Genomic DNA, 22,259 nt, shown 5'->3' with positions numbered 1-22,259 from the left:
ACGATTATCTCATTTATGGGAAAATCCCACGTTGTACGTATGCTTTTTCAATACGTTCAATAGCTAAAATATACGCAGCAGTACGCATATCAACATTACGTTCTTTAGCAGCGTCATCTACATCATTAAAGTTGGCACCCAGTTTTTTCTCTAACTTCTCCATAACCTCATCAAGTTGCCATAACTCACCGTTACGATTTTGAAGCCATTCAAAATAACTAGTAATAACACCACCAGAGTTGCATAAAATGTCTGGTATAATGGTCACGCCATTTTTAAGAAGTATTTTTTCACCTTCTACATTTGTAGGACCGTTAGCACCTTCTGCAATAAGCTTAGCTTTAACATCACCGGCATTTTCTTCAGTAATTTGATTACCTAAAGCCGCAGGAATTATTAAATCACAGTCTAATGCAAAAAATTCATTCTTATTTATTTCTGAAGCACCCGGGAAGTTTTGTACACTTCCTTCATTTGCATTGATATGGTTAAATAAATCTTTAACACCTATACCCTCTTCTTTATAAATACTAGCAAAAGCATCTTGAACTCCTACCATTAGAGCACCATCTTGCTCCATAAAATAAGCAGCCCAGTATCCTACATTTCCAAAACCTTGGACGATGTATTTTTTACCTTTAAGCGGAAAATTATTTTTTTCTGCCCATAACCTAATACATAAGTAAACACCATAACCAGTAGCACGATCACGACCTTCAAGACCTCCAGAACCTACAGGTTTCCCTGTTACCACATGTTGATGCGTAGAACGCTCAGAAGGACTCTTTGTAGACATGTAAGTATCTGCAATCCACGCCATCGTTTGCGCTCCTGTGTTAACATCTGGAGCTGGGATATCATGTTCAGGTCCTATATTTTCACCTAAAGCATACGTAAATCTACGTGTAATACGCTCTAATTCTGCTTGAGAATAGTTTTTAGGATTAATTTGAATACCACCTTTTGCACCACCATACGGTAAGCCGGCAAGAGATGTTTTCCACGTCATCCACATCGCTAATGCTTTTGCAGCATCGATATCAACTGTATCGTGGTAACGCAACCCACCTTTATAAGGTCCTAAAGCGTTGTTATGTTGTACACGATAACCCGTGAAAATTTGCACATCACCATTATCCATTTTTGCAGGAAAATGTATGATTATTTCATTGTTTGTAACGCTTAATATCCTGCGTATATTAGGATTTAAATTGATAATGTCTGCAGCAGTATTAAACTGCTCAAGAACATTTTCTACCATCCCGGTAGCATTAGACTTTGCAGGACGGTTTACAACTACAGTTGTATCTTTTTCTAGACTTGTCATATAAAATATATTATTTCAAGGTTACTTCACCAGATGATAAAGCACCCTCCAAATTTATGCTAACTACTTCAACTGCATTGAAAAACTTTGATCCATCTGCAAGTTTAACGTCAATTTTAGAAATACAACCTTCAACAACTTCGATATCTGTCACTTCAACCTCTTTGTTGTGTAGTTTTTTGTAATTAACAATCCCTCCTTTTTTTATAATAAAATTTTTCTTCGGAAAGTTTATATGCTCAAATTGTGTGTTTGTAGCTCCAGATAATTTTAAAATATCCCCTGTTTTTACTTTTGGAGTTTCACAATTTCCCTGAGCTTGAATATTCAAAGTTCCCAGAGCGAGGATTACGGTAAATAAAATAGCTTTCATAGTTTTATCTTTTTTAATTAATAGCAAATTTACTTAGTTCTCTTGATTTTTATCTAATTGAACATCGTTTAAAGTTGTCGCGTAGTCATATTCACTGCAAGACCATACAAGCTCTTTTTGCATAGTTAATACGCAGGTTGTAATATGAACGCAACTCGGGCAAATATTAAATGAATTAATTTTCATAATATATTACTTTAACTATACTCATAATGGCAATACTAATGCCAATTACTAATCAAGTAACATACACAAATTTCAAAATACTGTTATACAGTGCTTTATATATTTTTCTAAACTTTTATGAAAGTTTGCAAGTAGGCTATTATTACCCTGGCGGGTAAATAATATCCAGTAAATTGTAGTCTACAATACACTTTATAATCTCCCTTCTTATTAAATTTTAGTCTTTGAGTTTTTCCCGGAGTGTCTTTCTAGTTATTTGAAGAATTTCAGCAGCCTTAGTTTTATTATTCCCTGTAGCTCTTAAAACTTTTAAAATATAGTTCTTTTCCATATTGGCAAGAGTTGTCAATGCCTCATCAGGAAAATCTAAAGTATATTTCAAATGATCTGGAAGATTGCTTAAACTCACCTTTTTGTCGCACATAATTACCGCGCGTTGTATCACATTTTCTAGCTCTCTAATATTTCCCGGCCAGTGATACCGCTTCAATACTTCTAAAGCGTCTGTATCCATTTTTATAAACCGATCCTTGTATTCTATCCCATATTTGAATAAAAATTTATCTACCAGTAATGGGATATCAACAACCCGTTCTCGCAACGGCGGCACATCTATTTCTACAACACTTAAACGGTAGTATAAATCTTCCCTAAAAGTTTGTTGCTTAATCATCTCGTGCAAATTGCTATTAGTTGCAGCAACGACCCTCAAATCTATTTTTTCAGGAATCTGCGAACCTATACGCACGACTTCTTTTTCTTGTAATACACGTAATAGTCGTACTTGAACAGCTAAAGATGCATTTCCTATTTCATCTAAAAATAAGGTACCTCCCTGAGCTGCCTGAAAAGCTCCTTTTCTGTTTTTATCAGCACCAGTAAATGCCCCTTTCATGTAACCAAAGAGCTCTGCTTCTAAAAGATTTTCGGGGATTCCCCCACAATTTACTGCGATAAAAGGTGCATTAGAAAATTTCCCACTGTAATGTATTGCGCGTGCAACAAGTTCTTTACCGGTACCGCTCTCACCAGTTACGAGCACAGTTGCCTTATTGTTTTTTACACGACCTATTAACTGTAAAACCTCTTCAATTTTCTCAGATTTCCCTATGATTTCATTAAAGGTCGTTTCATTATTAAAATTTGAAGGCTTTGGCGGCTCTTCAGTATTACGTATTGGGATCGCTTTAATAACAGCAGTTTTAAGCTCATCTTTTGTAAAAGGTTTAGTTAAATATTCGATGACTCCAGATTTTATTGCTGCCAATGAGTCTTGTACAGACGGGAAACCAGTTACAATAAGCTTCGGAATAGTTGGATAATGCTCAGAGACAAATTTCAGGAGCTCAAAACCATCAATTTCAGGCATTTTAAGATCTGTTATTAAAAGATCTATAGAACTATCACTTAAAATACTAACAGCTTCTTTTACTGACACCGCTCTATAAGTATGATAATCCCACGAATTTAAATGACGCTGTAAAAGTTCTAAAATATTTAGGTCGTCATCTACAATAAGAATATTTTCTCTACGTAATTGCATAACTTATTATTTAGGTAAGCTTACTTTAAATGTAGCTCCTTTATCACTATTATTAGAAGCAACAATGGCTCCCTGATGACTTGCAACAATCCCGTGTACTACACTAAGTCCCAGACCAGAACCGGCTCCAGTAGGCTTTGTGGTAAAAAATGGCTGGAAGATTTTTCCTAAGGTTTCATCAGACAGTCCCGGGCCTTCATCGATTACCTTTAAAATTATAGTCTTCTTATCTTGAAAAGCTTCAATAGTTACCAGTCCATTTTCCGGAGAAAAATAAATAGCATTTATAATAAGGTTGAAAATTATTTGTGTGAGCTGTACGGTATCTGCCCTTAAATACATTTCCTCTTCCTGAATTTTCACAATGTACTTGACCTTCTCTTTTCTAAAAGTGGCATCCAGTAAGTTAATGGCATCATTAATATGCGGAACAATATTTATACTCATCTTTTCCTGCGGCATAGCACAGGCAAAAAACATCAACTTTTTAACCACCTCCCGAGAGAAAATAGCGTTTTTGATTATTTTATCAAGGTCTGCCACAGCACCTTTATCTTCTGTAAGACTATCTTTAAGAAGCTCTGAAAATCCTAGAATATTTGCTAAGGGAGTGTTGAGTTCGTGAGCGATACCAGCTGTTAATTCTCCAAGTATAGATAACCTGTCTGCGTGCTCCATTTGCCTTTTTAACAGGGCTTCACTTCGGCGAATGGCTACCCGCTCTAAAAAATCACCTATTTTGAGAGCTATATTATCTATAAGTTGTTGTTCCTCTTGTAAAAAACCCAATTCGGGATTTGTGATATAAGCAATCAGCTCACCTTCTTGTTTGTTAAACAAATTTATAGGCGCGCTTATAGATTTACTCATATCGATTGTACCGGTATGAATTTGAGCACTTTCTTGATTGATAGATATTTCAGTGAATTCCGGGTGCTGAAAAGCTTTTTTTAAGCATACCGCTATAGCTTTAAAGGTTTCTTCCTGTTCATCAAGATTAGCATTAACCAGAATTGAAGACACTTCATACAAACAGGTAAGCTCTTTTATACGTTCTCTTAGCGCATCTTCAAGACTACTACTCATCCTTATTAGCATTTTGATTAATTTGAATATATAAAACTTACCATTAAAATTGCTAAAACTCTAAGTGCAGACTCCTTCGAAAAAAGCATTTAATTAGCTGTACGTTTTATTCTCAAAATCAAATATCCTAAAATAGCTGCAATTAATGAGCCTATTAAAATACCCATTTTTGCCGACAGATTGTAAGAGGGATCATCTGAAAAAGCCAGATTAGACACAAAAATTGCCATTGTAAAACCGATACCTGCTAAAAAAGAAGTGCCTATAATATGCTGTAAGGATATTTCTTTAGGTACAGTTAAAAGTTTTAATTTTTGCGCCAGTACTACTATTGATGTAATACCTATACTTTTACCCAGTACCAGACATACCACAATATTTATTATCAACATGGTATCTAGATTGTCTCCTCCGGTAATTACAACTCCCGCATTAGCTAGTGCAAATAAAGGTATGATAAGATAGGCAACCCAACCGTGAAGACTATGCTCCATGTGCTGTAAGGGAGATTGATATTTACCGGTCCATTCTTGAAGTTCATCAATTTCCTGAATTTGCTCCTTACTTAAAATGGGCTTTTTAGAAATAGAAGCATCTTTAATATTATTAGTAATTGAAACAAGATTTTCTATAAATGCCGGGGTATTTATAGATTGCCTAATAGGAACTGCAAACGCTAATAAAACACCTGCTAGTGTAGGATGAATTCCAGATTTTAAAAACAAAACCCAGATTATAACACCCATTGTAACCAGCACAAATTTTGAATAATACCTTTTGTAAGAAAGAAAATACAAAATAAGTAATAGCCCTATCGCCGTTCCTAGTAAAGACATAGATATAGTTCCACTATAAAAAATTGCAATTACAAGAACTGCTCCCAGATCATCTACAATAGCAAATGCCGTTAAAAAGATCTTGAGACTTAAAGGCACCCTTTTCCCCAATGCATTTAAAATTGCTAGTGAAAATGCAATATCTGTAGCCATAGGAATTCCCCAACCTTTAAATGTAGATTCATTTTGATTGAGAATAAGAAAGAATAATACTGGTATAATCATTCCACCTATTGCACCAAATAATGGAAATGCCATTTTTTTAAACGAGTTCAATTCTCCTATAAGTACTTCCCGTTTAATTTCTAGACCTATCAAAAAGAAAAAGACAGTCATTAGACCATCGTTAACCCAAAGCAGGAGCGGCTTATAAAGTTCAAAACTTTCTGTTTTAAGACCTACTTTATAATTCCAAATTGAAGTATAACTAGCTCCCAATGCCGAGTTTGCCCAAATTAAGGCGGTAAGTGTTGCTATCAATAACAATATCCCACCGAAGCCTTCAATTTTTACGAATTTTTGAAAAGGAGTACTACGAAGTATTTTTTTATCCATATTAAATAACATTTAATCAAATCACTAAATAGATATAATTAAATGACTGACATTATTTTTTTAATTCGTTTTCCGTACGCGATAGAAAAGAATAAATTGAATTGCAATTCCTGTAATTATTAAAAATATAATTTCAAGATTTGATAAGAGTTCGCTAACCTCAAGTGACTTCTGCGCACTATGCGTAAGATCTTTACTGGCGCTAATTTGAATTTTTGAAAGATCTATTAAGCTAGCACTCATTTCTTTAAGAGTCGTGTCTTTTTTTTCCTTTAAATCTGTGGAATTTGTAACATTTTGCTGTGCCTCAAGTTTGGTTAAGGTCTCAAAACTCTCCCTCAATTTTTTCAGATGATTGCCTTCAGAAATGGTAAGCTTAGTGGCTTCAAAATTGTCTAAAAGCTGATCAATGCGTTCATTTTCTTTGGGATTAAAGTTTTGACTACTAGAATCTTTTAAAGAAAGTTTTTTGTTTGTAATTACGTTAGATATAGAAAATATATATCCTTGTACCAGAACGCGATCTTTATAAACTTCTGTAACACACTCCCGAGCGACATCAAAATTTCGTTGATCTATTCTGTTAGTAGCCAGAACTAATAAAAATACAATTAGCAACGCAAGAATTGCATTTATACGTTTTGATATAGATATTTTTCTAGACATAAAATTGAAGAGATTGAAGTGTGTGAATACATACTGAGCTCTGCAAAGTCTTTTCCAAATATACGACTACATCGTTATACTATTTTTATTTAATTGATTTTTAGCGTTTTAATTACGTAAAGATAATTCTCACAAAAATAGATACTGGTCTATAAATTCCCGACAGGGTAATAATTACCCATTAATTATAGTGAATTATAGCATGGTAATATCTACCACAGTTCTAAAACCAGTATGATCTGAAGCAGAATCGATGGTTTGCCCCATACGAGCAGATATACGATAACTGGCGCAATAGGACTTATCGCATAAAAAGGATCCACCTTTAATTACTTTTTCAGGCTGAAATTGATTTTGAGGATTATAAGATTTTAAAGGTCCCTGAGGATTTACTGTGATTTTGTCTAATGGTAGGCTTTCGTAATAAGATACCGAAAACCAATCTGCAGTAAGCTCCCAAACATTCCCTGCCATATCGTATATCCCTAAAGAATTAGGGTCATAGGCAGCAACTGGAGCGAGATAAGAATTACCATCCTGAGCAGAATTTCTATTTGGGAAATCTCCTTGCCAAGTATTTGCTTTAGTTACCAGACTATCATCATCATTTCCCCAGGTATAAACACCCCCGTGTAGTTTACCAAAGGCGGCTGCTTCCCATTCTGCTTCTGTAGGTAATCGCCTGTTAGCCCATTTACAATAAGCCATAGCATCTGTGTAAGCAATATGTACTACTGGATAATTATCTTTGTTTATAATTGAAGATTCGGGGCCTTGAGGATGTTTCCAGTTTGCACCTGTTTTCCATTCCCACCATTGCGCATAATTACTTAAATCAGAAACACCCTCAACAGATCTATTAAAAATTAATGATCCGGGCTGTAAAAGACTATCTGCCGGTTTTGGCGTTCCAGGAGGCAATTCCTTTTTCATCTGCTCCCAATCTACAGGCTGCTCTGCCACTGTAATATAACCGGTTGCTTCAACAAATTTTCTAAACTGAGCATTTGTTACTTCGGTTTGATCAATAAAAAATCCATCTACAGCAACAGGGTGAGCCGGCTTTTCTCGGGGCAAAGCCAGCACGTCTGAACTTGCAGCTCCTTGCGTAAAATTTACTCCCGAAACCCAAACCATCCCCTCTGGAGTAGCAACTGTATCTGGCTGTATGACTACTAATTTTAAAGGTTCATTCATCTTAACTGTTTCCTCTGTGTTTTTCTCAGAGTTCTGCTTGCAACCCGTTGCGAATGCTAGTAAAATAAGGGTGGTATAATAAAAAGGTTTACTCAAGTGCATAAAATGAATTAGAAATATTTTATTAAGATTAGTGAAATTAAACACTTTTCTAGAATCTCATTAGAATATCAGGGTATAAGATTTATTTTAAAACTGATAATTCTTAGATTAAAACTGTATTCCCTTATTTACATTAATAGTATTTTTGCCGCGATGAGATTTCTGGTAATACTACTTTCTTTTATTACGCTGTTTGCTTCAGTGACACCATGCTGTTCAGACGAGTCTGTATGTGATTCAGAGAGCACAGAACTTTGCGGGAGTACTTCTGAAAATGATACTGAAAAAAGCCATTTACCTTGTTCGCCTTTTTTTAATTGCGGAAGCTGTTCAGGATTTATTGTACTTAATTCTGGTTCACTTAATTTTATTCAGCATAAACTAGTATCTACTAAAATACTATCCATCAATCAGACTATTCAGGATACTTTTAATTCCTCGTTTTTCAAGCCTCCAAAGGGATAATTAAAATTCAGATTTTTTTCGTTTACGCGATTATCACATTTTATTATTCTAAAATTTATCACATTGAAATATACTTTTTTGATGTTAGTGCTATTTGTCTATAGCACTACTCTGGCGCAAAATACTTTTAAAGCCACCATACAAGAAGCAGAAACAAATGAACCGTTATATGGAGTCTCTGTATTCATAGAAGAACTTAACAAAGGTGCCGTTACCGATATGGATGGCGCGGTACAAATACAGAATATTCCTAACGGTCAATTTAAAATTGAAATACGTTATGTGGGATTTCAAACACTAGAAATCACACGTACATTTCCACTAGGTAACAATCAGCTTAATGAAATTTTTCAGCTCGAAGAATCTCACGAAGAAATGGACGAGATCATTCTTACCTCCACACGTAGCTCACGAACCTTTCAAGATACCCCGACACGACTAGAATTTATTGCCGGAGAAGAACTATCAGAAAAAGGAAATATGAAGCCTGGTGACATACGTATGCTACTTAATGAAAGTACGGGTATTCAAACGCAGCAGACATCTGCTACCAGTTACAACTCCAGTATTAGAATTCAAGGTTTAGACGGTAAGTACACCCAACTTTTAAGAGATGGTTTACCTTTATATTCTGGGTATTCTGGAGGCTTAAGTCTTATGCAAATAGCTCCGCTAGACCTCAAGCAAGTGGAAGTTATTAAGGGTTCCTCATCTACATTATATGGTGGCGGCGCGATTGCAGGATTGGTAAATCTTATTTCTAAAACGCCTCAAGAAGAGCGAGAGTTAAGTTTTATGGCTAACGCTACTTCTGCATTGGGATTAGATCTTAGTGGGTTTTATTCTGAAAAATATGAGAATACAGGAGCAACTGTATTTGCCAGTTATAACACTTCAACTCCATATGATCCTGCAGATATAGGACTTACAGCGATACCTAAGTTTGATCGCTTTACCATAAATCCTAAATTCTATGTTTATCTTAATGATCAGACAAATTTTAATTTAGGCTTTAATTATGTTACTGAAAAACGCCTGGGTGGTTCTATAGATTTTATTGAAAACACTACCGAAAGTGGTTATTTTGAAGAAAATATCACAAATAGATTATCTACTCAATTATTAGGAAGACACAACTTTTCTGAAAAATTATCTCTTGAAGTAAAAAACAGCATCAGCTTTTTTGACCGTAAAATAGAAATACCCGATTATAATTTTGCCGGTAAACAAATCTCATCATTTTCAGAGCTTAATCTTTCAGCAGTTGAAAAAAATACAGAATGGGTTGCCGGACTTAATCTATGGACTGAAAATTTTGATCAATATCGAGGTGACCCTAATCAGGATTTGAGCTACTCTAATTATACTGTTGGTATGTTTGTTCAGAATATCTGGGATATACAAGAAAATATAGTTTTAGAAACTGGGTTGAGAGGTGATTACCAGAGTGATTATGGGTTTTATATACTTCCGCGTTTTTCAGTTATGTATAAACCTTCATCACAATTTACATTACGCGCCGGCGGTGGTCTCGGTTACAAAACACCTACCTTATTTACAGAAGATGTAGAACGACTTCAATTTCAAAATATAATGCCTCTATCTGTTGATGATACAGATGCGGAGCGCTCAATAGGCTTCAATATTGATGGTAATTATAAATGGTCGATTACAGAGGATCTTAACTTGTCTACTAATGTTTTATTATTCTACACGAGGATAGATGACCCGTTATTATTAAACAGCACTTCAAATATGTTTTATGAGTTTACTCAACCTAACGGTCATCTAGACACTAAAGGTATTGAAGCAAATATGCGCTGGAGTTATAAAGATTTTAAACTTTTTGTAGGCTATACGCTTGCAGATGTAGATAAACACTATGACGGGCAACGCGAGCAATATCCACTAGTTGCTACGCATAGACTTAATAATGTTTTGATGTATGAAAAGCACGATAATTTTTGGGTAGGTCTCGAAGGATATTATTATAGTCCGCAAAAGCTAAACGATGGCACTACAGGCCAGTCTTATTGGATAGTGGGACTTATGACAGAGAAAAAGTTAGGTGATACTTTCTCTATCTTTTTAAACTTTGAAAATTTCTTAGACGCGCGTCAAACGCGATTTGACACTATTTATACCGGGACTTTAGAGGATCCTCAGTTTAGAGATATCTATGCGCCAGTTGATGGATTTGTGATCAATGGCGGATTCAAGATAAAGTTGTAAATGCTTAGAAAAGAAAAAAACCGCATATCGCTTTTATGCAATATGCGGCTTCTTGTACCCCGGGCGGGTGAAATTAATTTTATAAAACAACAAAAATCTATACTAGATTACATACCCATTAATCAACAAAATTTCATCATAATGTAATTTTTCTTCATAACCTTTACCGCTTACAACTATAATTATCTTCTACGGTTAAATTTCAAGAGCGGCTCTTGGCAAATTCTACGCTTCAGCATTAATCCAAAAAGCTTTTTCATTGATTACTAGCGTTTTATTAATATTTTAAGTCTTTTAAGACTCCTAATCCTTTCACACAAAATATATTCTCATTGATGTTATCTGGTAAAAGTCCTAGAAGCATTCCCAAGTTTCAATAGAACGTTCCCGACGAACCTAAAATCAACTAATCACAAAAAAATAATTTTCATGGTCCAGCTGTTAATTGCCCAAATAACAAATAATTGAATATCATTTGAAAGAAAATATTATTAAAAAAATTAAATAAGTGTAATAAATCACACTTATTTAATTTTTTTAATAATATTTGTATAAACTATCATAAAATAGAGCAGTTATGGTTAGAATAAATAGTCTTCTACTCTTCATTGTTTTCCTATTTTTTTGTGAAAACTCGTATAGCCAAAATAAACTGGCAGCGTATCTTATGGTTTATTTCAAGGATAGCGACCACAGCTTACATATGGCTGTAAGTAAAGATGGGTATTCATTTACAGATGTAAATAATGGTAATCCTGTGATTTCTGGAGATACTATTGCACATCAAAGAGGAATACGTGACCCTCATATTATGCGTGGTCCTGATGATGCTTTTTACATGGTCATGACTGATTTGCATATATATGCTAAATCTGAAGGTTATAGAGATAAAGAGTTTGAGCGTCCCAGAGAAATATATGGTTGGGGAAACAACAGAGGCTTTGTCTTAATGCGATCTACAGATTTAATCAACTGGTCACATACTACAATTGCTATAGATGAAAGTTTTAAAAACTATGAAGATATAGGCTGTGCCTGGGCTCCGCAAACGATATATGATGAAGATAGAAAGCAGTTCATGATTTATTACAGCATGCGTTTTAAAGATGGTAATACTAAATTATACTACAGTTATGTCAATAAAGACTTTACAAAATTAAAATCTGAACCTAAGCTGTTATTTGACTACCCTAAAGACATTACTTATATAGATGCTGATATTACTAAAATAAATAACAATTATCATATGTTTTATGTTCCACACGACGGAACACCTGGTATAAAACAAGCGACTTCAAAGAAAATAAATGGCAGTTATATCTATGATGATAACTGGTATGATAGTGAAGATTTAAAATGTGAAGCTCCAAATATCTGGAAAAGGATTGGGGAAGATAAATGGGTGCTAATGTATGATATATATGGTCTAAAGCCAGCAAATTTTGGTTTTAGAGAAACTTCAGACTTTAAAACGTTCAAAGATTTGGGTCGCTTTAATGAAGGTCCTATGAAAGCCACAAACTTTACGGTTCCCAAGCATGGCGCTGTAGTTCATATTACCCTTGAAGAATTAACACAGTTGGAAAAATATTGGATTCAAAAATAAATTAACCTTATGTATACCAGTCTCAAAAAAACGTTTAATCTGCTTTTATTTTTTGTTTTTATACAATTATCATATGCACAAAATACTCCTCAAGTAATACTCAAAGGTGATTATGCAGACCCTACCATAATTAGGGATGGTAGTGATTATTATATGACTCACTCTCCTTTTGTTTACGCCCCTGGTTTTCTTATTTGGCACTCAACAGATTTAATAAACTGGAAGTCTTTAGTTAGAACAAACACCGCTATTACAGGGTCTGCGTATGCTCCTGATTTAGTCAAGTATGATAATAAATATTACATTTATTATCCTGCAAACGGCACAAATTATGTTATTTGGGCTGAGGATATTAAAGGTCCTTGGAGCCAGCCTATAGATCTTAAAACGCCTCGTATTGACCCAGGGCATATAGCTGATGATAATGGAAACAGATTTTTACATCTAAGTAATGGTGAGGTGGTACAACTCGCTCAAGATGGCCTTTCTTCAATATCTAAACCTGAAAAAACCTATTCAGGTTGGAAATATCCAAGTAAATGGAATACCGAATGTTTTTGTTTAGAATCACCAAAACTTATTAAACATAATGATTACTATTATTTAATAAGCGCACAAGGAGGTACTGCAGGACCAGCAACGAGTCATATGGTTGTAGTCGCTCGTTCTAAAAATGTAGATGGTCCGTGGGAAAATGCGCCAAATAATCCCATTGTACATACATACTCTGCACAGGATAAGTGGTGGTCAAAAGGTCACGGTACATTTATAGATGATGCTGATGGCAACTGGTGGGTGGTTTATCACGCTTATAACAAAGATGCTTATACTTTAGGTAGGCATACATTAATTGAGCCTATAAAATACACTGAGGATGGATGGTTTGAACTTGATCCTACTCGAGACATACCTAAAATAAGTAATGACTTTCAAAGTTTAGAACTCTCTGATGATTTTAATGGAACAGATATAGGGTTGCAGTGGACCGTGTGGGGAGCTTTCTTACCTCAAGAAAATAAAATCGAGAATGGTAAAATACATTTAAAAAGTAAAGGGAGTGATGTCTCTAACGGTCATAAACTTTTAACAACTCTTACTGATGAAAACTATGCACTACAAACTAAAGTAGCTGTATCAGAAAATACGGGAGGCCTTATATTGTATTATAAAGAACAAGCATATGCAGGTATTACAGTAAGTGCAGATTCCATAGCTTTATACAATGCTGCAAACGCTATAAAAAAAGTACCTAATCGATGGGGTAGAGAAGTACACTTGAGGATTGAAAATCAAAATAATTTATGCTCTTTTGCAATAAGTAAAGATGGTATGGTGTGGGATACTTTAAAAGAACATGTAGATGTTTCTGGTCTGCATCATAATAATTACAGAGGGTTTTATGCGCTGCGCGGAGGATTGTTGTCAGCAGGATCGGGAACTGTAGAATATGATTATTTTAAATACGCATCAGGAAAACGAGCTGCAAAACCGTTATATCGTGATCCAGTTTTTGATGGAGCTGCAGATCCTGTGGTAATCTGGAATCCTATAAGCAACAAATGGTGGATGTATTATACAAATCGACGGGCAACTGAAACTCAATTACCAGGAGTAAGCTGGGTATTTAAAACAGAAGTAGGTATTGCCCAATCTGAGGATGGTGCTAATTGGGAATATGTAGGAACTACAAACTTCCCAAAGTTACCAGAAAATTCAGGAGGAAAATCTGCAACGTTATGGGCGCCTGATGTTATCAAGGGGCCAGATGGATTATGGCATATGTTTTTAAGTATTCAGGCAGGGGAAGCAACATCCTGGGGGAAAGTGCCTGGTTATATTGATCAATTTACGAGTGATAATTTAAGAGATTGGACACATAAACATCGCTTTGAACTTCCTGTAGGAAGCTATGATGCTGAAGTATTGCAAATGCCTGATGAAAGTTTTAGAATGTATCACAAAGATCCAAGTGGAGGAGCTTCAACCTTTTACTATTCTGAAAGTAAAGATTTAAAACAATGGTCAGATCGCAAAAAGGTCTTTAGTGCTAAAGGTGAAGGACCGGCAATTTTTAAGTGGAAAGATTGGTTCTGGATGATTTTATGTGACGGTCAGGGATTTGCTACATATCGTTCTAAATATGCTCAAAATTGGGAGCGACAACCTGGAGGAGCACTTATGCCTCACGGTTCGGGAATAGGAGAAGATGATATTCCGGCAGCACGTCATGGGGATGTAGTCGTTCAAAATAACCGTGCTTATTTATTCTATTTTACACATCCCGGTCGTCACGGAACAGGAAAAGACCTTGACGGATTTGATCAGCGTCGTTCGTCAATTCAAGTAGTAGAGTTAAGACTTGAAAATAACTGGTTAGTTGCCTCACGTAACGAACCCACATATATAGACCTGACTACAAGTGTTCAAAACTAAATTATTGTAACGTTTAATTGTTATCTATCTAAGCGTTAAATTATAAAGCAATAAACCCGGAAAAATGATTTTTTCGGGTTTATTGCTTTATAATTATTTGTTCTTAAACTATGTTGAAATATACTCCTTGATTAATAGCGTTAAATAAGTGTATTAGATAATGCGTTTATATAATTAAGCAAGGAGTTTTTGGTGTTTTAAAAGCTAACTCAAATACCTTATCTAAGATTCACAACAAGTTGTGAGTTAGTCTATTTTTAAAACTTTTGATTTACCCTTATATAATAATTTGGTTGTAGCAGTTTTAGGGTAAATACCAGAACTGTTTTTATCTGTAACTTTTAGAATATTAAATTCGATAGCTTCAGGTAATCCTTCAAAATTTCCTTCACGCTTGCCTACAGTTAATTTATTTTTAGAATCATCCCAAGTAAACTCAATTGTAGTGTATGAGCCATCCTCATAATTGTAATTATCACGCTCATCATCATAATATGTATAATGAGCATCGGCACCCGGATAAATGCGAATCTCTATCGGGCCTAATTTTTCATTAGCGTATTGCACTTTAGGACCAAATGGAATAATTGAGCCAGCTTTTACATATAACGGCATGATATCTACCGGAACCTGTTTTTCAATTTCCTGACCACCGGTAAATTTCTCGCCTGTCCAAAAGTCAAACCAGTCTGTAGAAGCGGGTAAATACAGTTTACGACTTCCTGTATTGTCAAATGTCGCTGAAGAGTCGTTATTACCTTTAGTATACATAGCTTCAGTTACTGGAGCTACAAGTATAGATTTACCAAACATATACTCATCATTTAAATCAAGTGCTTTTTTATCTTGAGAGAAGTCCATAAATAAAGGTCTCATCAAGGTTGAAGCATTAGAAGTCACTTGCCAAGATTCAGAATAGATGTACGGTAGTAACCTGTAACGCAGATTTATAAATTTTTCTACGGCATCAAAATTCCAGTCACCGCGTTTCCCCAGTTTATATATTTCTCGAGGAGTTGTAGTACCGTGTGAGCGCATCATAGGAGTAAACGCACCATACTGTAACCATCTTACATATAATTCTTGAAAAGAAGGATTTTTAATTCCGCCAGGATATTCCCACGCAAAAAAGCCGCCTATATCAGAATTCCAGTAGGGTATTCCTGTTGAAACAAAATTAAGACCTGCAGAAATCTGTTTTTCTAGGGTTTTCCAATTTGAAACTACATCTCCAGACCAAGAATTTGCAGCATATCGCTGTTGACCGGCAAAAGCAGAGCGCGTTAATATAAACACCCGTTTATCTGAAGTTGTCGCCCGTTGATGCTCATAAACGCCCCCTACGGTCATCAACGGGAAAGCATTGCGTACTTTTCTAAATGATCCTAGATGAGTTTGTGTATCAAAATCTTTGTCTTTAATATCTAAATGGTCAGGTTCTGTAGAGTCTAACCACCAGCCGTCGATACCTTTTGAAAAAATACCTTCGTTTAGATGCTCCCAATAAATATCACGTGCTTCAGGATTATATGCATCATATACTTTAACACCAGCCAACGGATCATCAGGTTTTGCCGGCCAGTAGTTAACTGCACGTTGAGGATAGGTAGTAAAATCGAGCAACATGTTTCGATCCTTTAGGATTTTAAAAGGAGCTGTTTCAGGACCAAAAGAAGCCCATACCGAAATAATAATATGTGCATTTAAATCGTGTATTGCCTTAGTGAGTTTTTCAGGGTTAGGGAATGTAGGATTCCCAAAAGTCATCCCGTTCCAATGGTAATTATCTCCCCAATATTGCCAGTCTTGAATGATACCATCAATTGGCACACCCAAATTGCGATATTTTTGTACAACACCTTCAGTCTCTTCTTGACTTTCATAACGTTCTTTACTTTGCCAGTACCCAAAAGTCCAATAGGGTATCATAGGGGCATTACCTGTAAGCATTCGTATCTGTTTGACAACGCCATCTGCATTTTCACCATACATGAAGTAATAATCAATTAATTCACCTACCTCAGAGTCAAAAGAAGTAACGGTAAGGTCATCAAAAAAAGTGGTAGGAGCATAATTATCCCAAAAAACCCCGTAACCTTTAGTTGATTGAATAATAGGAACTACGGTTTCTTTATTATCCTGTCGCATAAACAATTGTTGATTGCGTTGGGACATCTTACCTTCCTGAAACTGGCCTAAGCCGTATATAAACTCGTCTTTATCAAGTTGGAATTCTTGCTTTACGCGAAAAGATGGCTCATTCACATCCATTTTAGGATCTAGATGACTTCCTTCAATTTTCTCTTTAAGAAGCAGGTTTTCTTGCAAATCCTGGAAGCTTATAGCACCAGAAACCAAATCTAATGACACGCGTAAATCATCTGATGAAAGTACTACTGTAGATACCTCTGATTCAGAAATTTTAAAATTTGTGTTCTGAGGTTTAGCAATTACAGAAAGACTGTTTTTATCAAAATCAAATCCCTTTTTAGATTTTAGAACACGAACATTTTTTGAAGAATAAAATTGCAATTCAATGACAAGTGAATCTACTTCAGCTTTTAGACCGAATTCTGTTTTTGCATATGATTTCTGAGCTTGAGTAGTGCTACAAGAAATTAAAAAGAGTAATAGGAGTGCTTTAATTTGCATAGCTTTTATAAAATAATAGTACTAGAGGAATGCTACTTTGTTAGAATGTTTTCAATCCCTCTTGTTGATTAATAGATTTTTATAGGTTTTAAACACTTGAAAATTATAGAGTTTCAGGTGTTTTAATGTTGAAGTTTAATATCCTGGATTTTGTACTAAATTAGTATTGTTATTCAAGGCTTGTTGCGGAATAGGATAAAGAGATCTATATTCGCCCACAGGCTCATGAGATAACCAAGATTTAGTAGTAAATATTCCAAAACGTATTAAGTCCTGTCTTCGATGACCTTCTTGATTAAACTCCCACCCTAATTCATCTAAGAAACGACCGTAAGTGATATCATCGTTATCTTGTGTGGTAGCATTTTCATTTCTTAGGCCGTAATCATATACTGCTCCACTCATAAGTTCTGCTCCAGTAACCACTGCTTTGTCTGGATTAGTTCTAAAAGCACGTTCACGCACTTGAGTTACAATTGTTGCTGCAGCGTCAGCACTTCCTAATCTTAAAAGACTTTCAGCTTTCATCATTAACACATCTGCATATCTAAATACCGGGAAATCATTATTTAGAATATTAGAGCTGCCCATTTCAATTTCAAATTTTCCAAAACGATAACCATGTATAGACTCTGAACGGTCAACACTTGGTATTTCATTTATATAGTTTAGAGGGTCCCCATTAAACGAGCCTAATGAAACTTTAAGTTCTTCACCAGAAGATGCATATTGTTGCCCGTAAATAAAATTATTGGTTAATCTGCTATCATCTGGGTCAAACGAACTAATAAACTGAGGGATTGCAGCCATACCTCCCCAAGGTGTTAACTCTAAGTCATAAGTAGCTTGATTTGCTGGCTGTAAGGTTTGCAAGTGAATATCAAATGTATTCCAAGATGTAGTATAATTATCATCTATTGCCAAAGCAAAGATTATTTCTTTAGAGTTTTGATTTTCGGTAACAAACACACTCTTTTGATTGCTTTCTAAAATATAATTTCCAGAATCTATTACTGCCTGAGCAGCATCAATACACTTTTGCCACTGTGGTGTACCACTCCAAACTTCGGCATTTAAATATACTTTGGATAAAAGGGTGTATGCTCCCCATTTATTAAATCTTCCATACATCTCTGCCCCTGAGTTCTCACTAAGGTCTTCAAGACTTTCGGTAATTTCTGTTACGATAAAATCATATACTTCTTTGCGTGTAGATTGTTCTGGCAAAAAGCCTTCGGGGACATCAAATTGTGTTACAATGGGAACATTACCATAGAGATCTAGTAATAGATAGTAATAAGAAGCTCTTAACACCCGTAACTCAGCAATAGAAGTAGCCAGCAACTCATCTTCAAGTGGCACATAACCTGATTCTATTTGAAAAATTATTTTATTACAGTTAGTAATGCCATTATAAGTACGTGACCAACCTTGGTTTACAGGATCATCCTCTGCTGTCCAATTGTGCTGGTGTAAACGTTTGTAAACTCCACCATCAACCCATCCGTTAGGTCGTGCTGGGATTACAACCTGATCTGCAGTAACTTCTTGAGTTCTCCAGATACCATTCCATAGTAATAAAGTGTTTCGCCAGTCTACATAGGCTGAGCTTACCATGGCAGCAATATCACTTGATGTAGGCTCAAATTCATCTGCAATAAGCGAGTTGTAATTTGTGTCTTCTAATTTTGTGCATGAATTCAATGAAACTAGCAATGATAGCACTATGATCTTATAAGAGTTCTTTATATTTTTCATTACAATTATTTTTTTAAAAGGAAACATTTAAGCCTAATGTGAAGGTTCTAGTAGTTGGATATTTATCACGACCATCATTACCAGGATCAAGCCCACCTCGGTTAACTTCTGGATCAATACCCTTATAGTTTGTAAAGGTGAAGGTGTTTAATGTAGAAAATGATAACCTAGCCGATTTAATATACTTTCCTATTTCATCAAAATTGTATCCAATAGTAATGTTATCAATCTTCCAGAAATCACCATTTTCTAGATAGTAACTGTTGAATTCCTCAGGAGCATTTAAAGCGACTGAACTCCCGAATATTGCATCTTCAGATGTGGCAAGTCTATTATATTGTTTAATAGATGAATTTTCAAGATACATACGCTCAAAATTCAAAATTTGATAATCAAATGCACCACGCATAGTAATACTTAGATCAAGCTTTTTATAGCGAAAACTATTATTAAAACTCGCATAATATTTAGGCAAACCGTTTCCTAGTATCTGTTTATTTTCAAAACTGTGATCAAACTCATCATAACTTTGTGTTTCACCTTCTGGTGTCTCATAAATCCACAACCCATTTTCATCTAACCCTGTTACTTTAAAGCCATAGAAGTTACCTACCGGTCCGCCTATTTCAATAATATGAGTAAAGGTTTGCACTGGAGGTCCGGTATATCCTGCCGTAAAATAGTCATTGGTAGATTGATATAAATCGTTTGAAAGGCTTATCAATTTATTTGTATTTGTAGAGAAATTCATGTTTGAAGTCCATTCAAAATTCTGGTTTTGTACCGGTACAAAATTTAAAGCCACTTCAAGACCTTCATTTTTCATTTTCCCCACATTAGCACGAGTTGTAGGATATAAATTAGGAGGGGTAGGTACCGAATAATCGTATAGTAAATCGTGAATATCACGCACATAATAATCTATACTACCACTAATTCTATTTTCAAGAAAACCAAAATCAAGACCTAAATTCGTTTCATGTTTTTCTTCCCATTTTAAATCTAGATTGGGATTTTGAGATGGAACTAAGGTTCTTATCCACTCACCATTGTAGTAAAAATATGAGCCGTAACCTAGTAGAGGAACAGCACCAAAACCTCCGCCATTTGGAGTTCCTGTTACTCCATAACCTGCTCTAATTTTAAGATTGTAAAGAAAATCAACATCTTTTAAAAAGGATTCTTGTGATAATCTCCATCCTGCAGAAACTGCTGGAAAGGTTCCCCAGGGCTTTTTTGTACGGTACAATTGACTTGCAGCCTCGTGACGCACACTGGCCATAAGCAAATACTTATCATCAAAATTGTAATTAAGTCTACCAAAAAAACCTATTAAATTGGAGGTTGAGGTATAACCTCCTACTGTCGCATCTCCTTCATTGATTCCATTACCAAGACCTATGTTATGATATGAAAATTCATCTGTAGGGAAATCTCTGTTAGTCATAGAGTAATCCCGATAATAACTTTCTTGATAACTATAACCGCCTAATAGCGTAAGATTGTGCTTTTCTAAAGATTTAGAATATTGAGCCGTTAATTCAAGAAGTTTTTCTTGTGTTTCCCGAGTTCCGTTTGACACGTAGCCGTTTAAACCATTTCTTATTGTTGAGATGTGATTTTTAGTTTCAGAATAACCACGGGTTTGATAATAGCGCCCTAAAGATCCTAGTGCATTAATTTTCAAATCTGTTACTGGTTCATAGGTGATTTGTGCATTAAATCTATTAAAAAGTGATCGCTCTTCCCCATCAGATTCATAAATACGGGCTAATGGATTTTCATAATCAAAGTTTCCAGGTCGTTCAAACCAGTTCCCATCTTCATCATATATAGGCTCTGTAGGGTTTCTTAGTAATGCCTGTCTGTATGTATAATTTTGATCTGTAGTCGTTGTATTATTTTGATTACGACTTATTAGACCAAAGTTAAATTTTAACTTATCATCAAACATATTGTGATTAATATCAACACGACCAGAAAAAGTCTCATTATTCGATTTTAGAAAAACACCTTCTAAACCCCGATAATTGATGGTTGCCAGATAGTTTGTTGTAGCATTACCACCTCTAAAAGTTAAGTTGTGTACCTGGCTAAACGGTGTGCGTGTAATGGCATCAAGCCAATCTGTAGAACTTCCGAAATCCTGACTTGGATCTCTGACTCCTTGCTCGATCTGACGTCTATAATCATCTGCTGATAATACTTCTAATTGGTTTGCAATTTGTTGTGTACTTAGATTAACCGAATAATCTACACGGTTTGTATAAGAGCCGCTAGCTCTTTTAGTTGTAATTAAAATAACACCATTAGTTCCTCGTGTACCATAAATAGCAGCTGCCGAACCGTCCTTTAAAACATCTACCGACTCAATATCTTCTGGAGCTACCGTTCTAAAATCTCCCGGAATACCGTCAATTAAAATAAGGGGACTACTTGAACCTATAATAGAGTTTGTACCTCTCAATCGAACTTGTGATCCTGCGCGTGGATCACCACTAGTCATAGAGACTGATAAACCTGCAACTTTACCTTGAAGTAATTGTCCTATATCGTTGACATTCCCTTTTACAAATTCCTCAGAATCTACGGAAGAAACAGCACTGGTTATGTCTTCTTTTCGTTGAGATCCATAACCTACAAGTACAATATCATCCAGAGACTCCATATCCTCGTCTAATTGGACATCTATTTTAGTCTTTTTATTTACAATAACTTCTTGAGTTTTAAAACCCACATAAGAAAAAACTAATACCGCCTCTGCAGATACCTTAATAGTATAATCACCATCTAATCCGGTAACTACACCATTAGAGGTTCCTCTTTCCATTACATTTACACCCGGCAACTGCATCCCGTCTAGTGAACTGGTTACAACTCCAGTCACTGTATTCTGTTGAGTGTAACCTGATATTGCAAGTAACAAAGTAAATATGAAGGTTAAACGAAATCGATTTCGTTTCAATTTGAAAAGTGTTGCAAATTGCTGCATTTTTATTGGATTTAAAAGTTGATTTATTGATTGTAAAATTTCCTATTACAGTAAAGAACTCAAAAAACGAGTTTTTTAAGAACCAGTTAAATGTTTGATTTCAGATTGAATTGAATGTCATCTGGTATGGGGAAATTTTAACTGGATCCAAACTAGTCAGCCAAGCATCTTATTATAAGCTATGAATATGAGTTATAAAAAAATGTTAACTAACTAAAGCAAATATCTATAAATCAACAGTTAGTGTAAT

The 22,259-nt window shown here is 35.2% G+C and carries 14 protein-coding genes; 4 read left to right on the top strand and 10 right to left on the bottom strand.

Features of this window, described 5'->3' with window-relative positions; genetic code table 11:
* Window positions 1-13: 13 nt before the first annotated feature.
* The 7 genes from ABVM53_RS08090 to ABVM53_RS08060 form a co-directional block, all read right to left on the bottom strand.
* Window positions 14-1,327: a Glu/Leu/Phe/Val dehydrogenase gene (locus tag ABVM53_RS08090; protein ID WP_371455241.1), complete on the bottom strand. Its 1,314-nt coding sequence runs from the start codon at window positions 1,325-1,327 to the stop codon at window positions 14-16.
* Window positions 1,328-1,337: 10 nt separating this feature from the next.
* Window positions 1,338-1,700: a hypothetical protein gene (locus tag ABVM53_RS08085; protein WP_371455242.1), complete on the bottom strand. Its 363-nt coding sequence runs from the start codon at window positions 1,698-1,700 to the stop codon at window positions 1,338-1,340.
* A 403-nt stretch (window positions 1,701-2,103) separates the two neighbouring features.
* On the bottom strand, window positions 2,104-3,429 hold the full coding sequence (locus ABVM53_RS08080) for a sigma-54-dependent transcriptional regulator (protein ID WP_405324925.1): 1,326 nt from the start codon (window positions 3,427-3,429) through the stop codon (window positions 2,104-2,106).
* 6 nt (window positions 3,430-3,435) lie between these two features.
* Window positions 3,436-4,515, bottom strand: a complete 1,080-nt coding sequence (locus ABVM53_RS08075; protein ID WP_405324922.1) for a sensor histidine kinase — start codon at window positions 4,513-4,515, stop codon at window positions 3,436-3,438.
* Between the two features lie 89 nt (window positions 4,516-4,604).
* Complete coding sequence (gene nhaA, locus ABVM53_RS08070; protein WP_371455245.1) at window positions 4,605-5,906, bottom strand: Na+/H+ antiporter NhaA; 1,302 nt, start codon at window positions 5,904-5,906, stop codon at window positions 4,605-4,607.
* A 60-nt stretch (window positions 5,907-5,966) separates the two neighbouring features.
* Window positions 5,967-6,572 carry a hypothetical protein gene (locus ABVM53_RS08065; RefSeq protein WP_371455246.1) on the bottom strand — a complete coding sequence of 202 codons (606 nt, stop codon included), beginning with the start codon at window positions 6,570-6,572 and terminating at the stop codon, window positions 5,967-5,969.
* A gap of 195 nt (window positions 6,573-6,767) precedes the next feature.
* Entirely contained in the window at window positions 6,768-7,769 is a 1,002-nt protein-coding gene (locus tag ABVM53_RS08060) for a formylglycine-generating enzyme family protein (RefSeq protein ID WP_405324918.1), read from the bottom strand.
* Between the two features lie 255 nt (window positions 7,770-8,024).
* On the opposite strand from ABVM53_RS08060, the gene ABVM53_RS08055 reads away from it, so the two are divergent.
* The 4 genes from ABVM53_RS08055 to ABVM53_RS08040 all read left to right on the top strand — a co-directional run bounded on the left by ABVM53_RS08055 (window position 8,025) and on the right by ABVM53_RS08040 (window position 14,607).
* Window positions 8,025-8,336 (top strand): hypothetical protein, encoded by a 312-nt coding sequence (locus ABVM53_RS08055; protein ID WP_405324915.1) that lies wholly within the window; start codon window positions 8,025-8,027, stop codon window positions 8,334-8,336.
* A 63-nt stretch (window positions 8,337-8,399) separates the two neighbouring features.
* Window positions 8,400-10,568 carry a TonB-dependent receptor gene (locus ABVM53_RS08050; protein ID WP_405324913.1) on the top strand — a complete coding sequence of 723 codons (2,169 nt, stop codon included), beginning with the start codon at window positions 8,400-8,402 and terminating at the stop codon, window positions 10,566-10,568.
* A 667-nt stretch (window positions 10,569-11,235) separates the two neighbouring features.
* Window positions 11,236-12,174 carry a glycoside hydrolase family 43 protein gene (locus tag ABVM53_RS08045; protein WP_405324910.1) on the top strand — a complete coding sequence of 313 codons (939 nt, stop codon included), beginning with the start codon at window positions 11,236-11,238 and terminating at the stop codon, window positions 12,172-12,174.
* A gap of 9 nt (window positions 12,175-12,183) precedes the next feature.
* On the top strand, window positions 12,184-14,607 hold the full coding sequence (locus ABVM53_RS08040) for a family 43 glycosylhydrolase (protein WP_405324908.1): 2,424 nt from the start codon (window positions 12,184-12,186) through the stop codon (window positions 14,605-14,607).
* Window positions 14,608-14,853: 246 nt separating this feature from the next.
* Here the strand turns inward: ABVM53_RS08040 and ABVM53_RS08035 are convergent, their stop codons facing one another.
* The 3 genes from ABVM53_RS08035 to ABVM53_RS08025 all read right to left on the bottom strand — a co-directional run bounded on the left by ABVM53_RS08035 (window position 14,854) and on the right by ABVM53_RS08025 (window position 22,009).
* Window positions 14,854-17,259 (bottom strand): TIM-barrel domain-containing protein, encoded by a 2,406-nt coding sequence (locus tag ABVM53_RS08035; protein WP_405324905.1) that lies wholly within the window; start codon window positions 17,257-17,259, stop codon window positions 14,854-14,856.
* Between the two features lie 135 nt (window positions 17,260-17,394).
* On the bottom strand, window positions 17,395-19,017 hold the full coding sequence (locus tag ABVM53_RS08030) for a RagB/SusD family nutrient uptake outer membrane protein (RefSeq protein WP_405324902.1): 1,623 nt from the start codon (window positions 19,015-19,017) through the stop codon (window positions 17,395-17,397).
* A gap of 13 nt (window positions 19,018-19,030) precedes the next feature.
* Window positions 19,031-22,009, bottom strand: coding sequence for a SusC/RagA family TonB-linked outer membrane protein (locus ABVM53_RS08025; RefSeq protein WP_405324899.1), 2,979 nt, complete (start codon window positions 22,007-22,009; stop codon window positions 19,031-19,033).
* Window positions 22,010-22,259 lie beyond the last annotated feature (250 nt).

The organism is Leeuwenhoekiella sp. LLG6367-2.1 (assembly GCF_045055775.1).
Classification (GTDB): domain Bacteria; phylum Bacteroidota; class Bacteroidia; order Flavobacteriales; family Flavobacteriaceae; genus Leeuwenhoekiella; species Leeuwenhoekiella aequorea.
The sequence above is the reverse complement of the archived record's forward strand: the minus strand, read 5'-3'. Positions and strand labels throughout refer to the sequence as shown.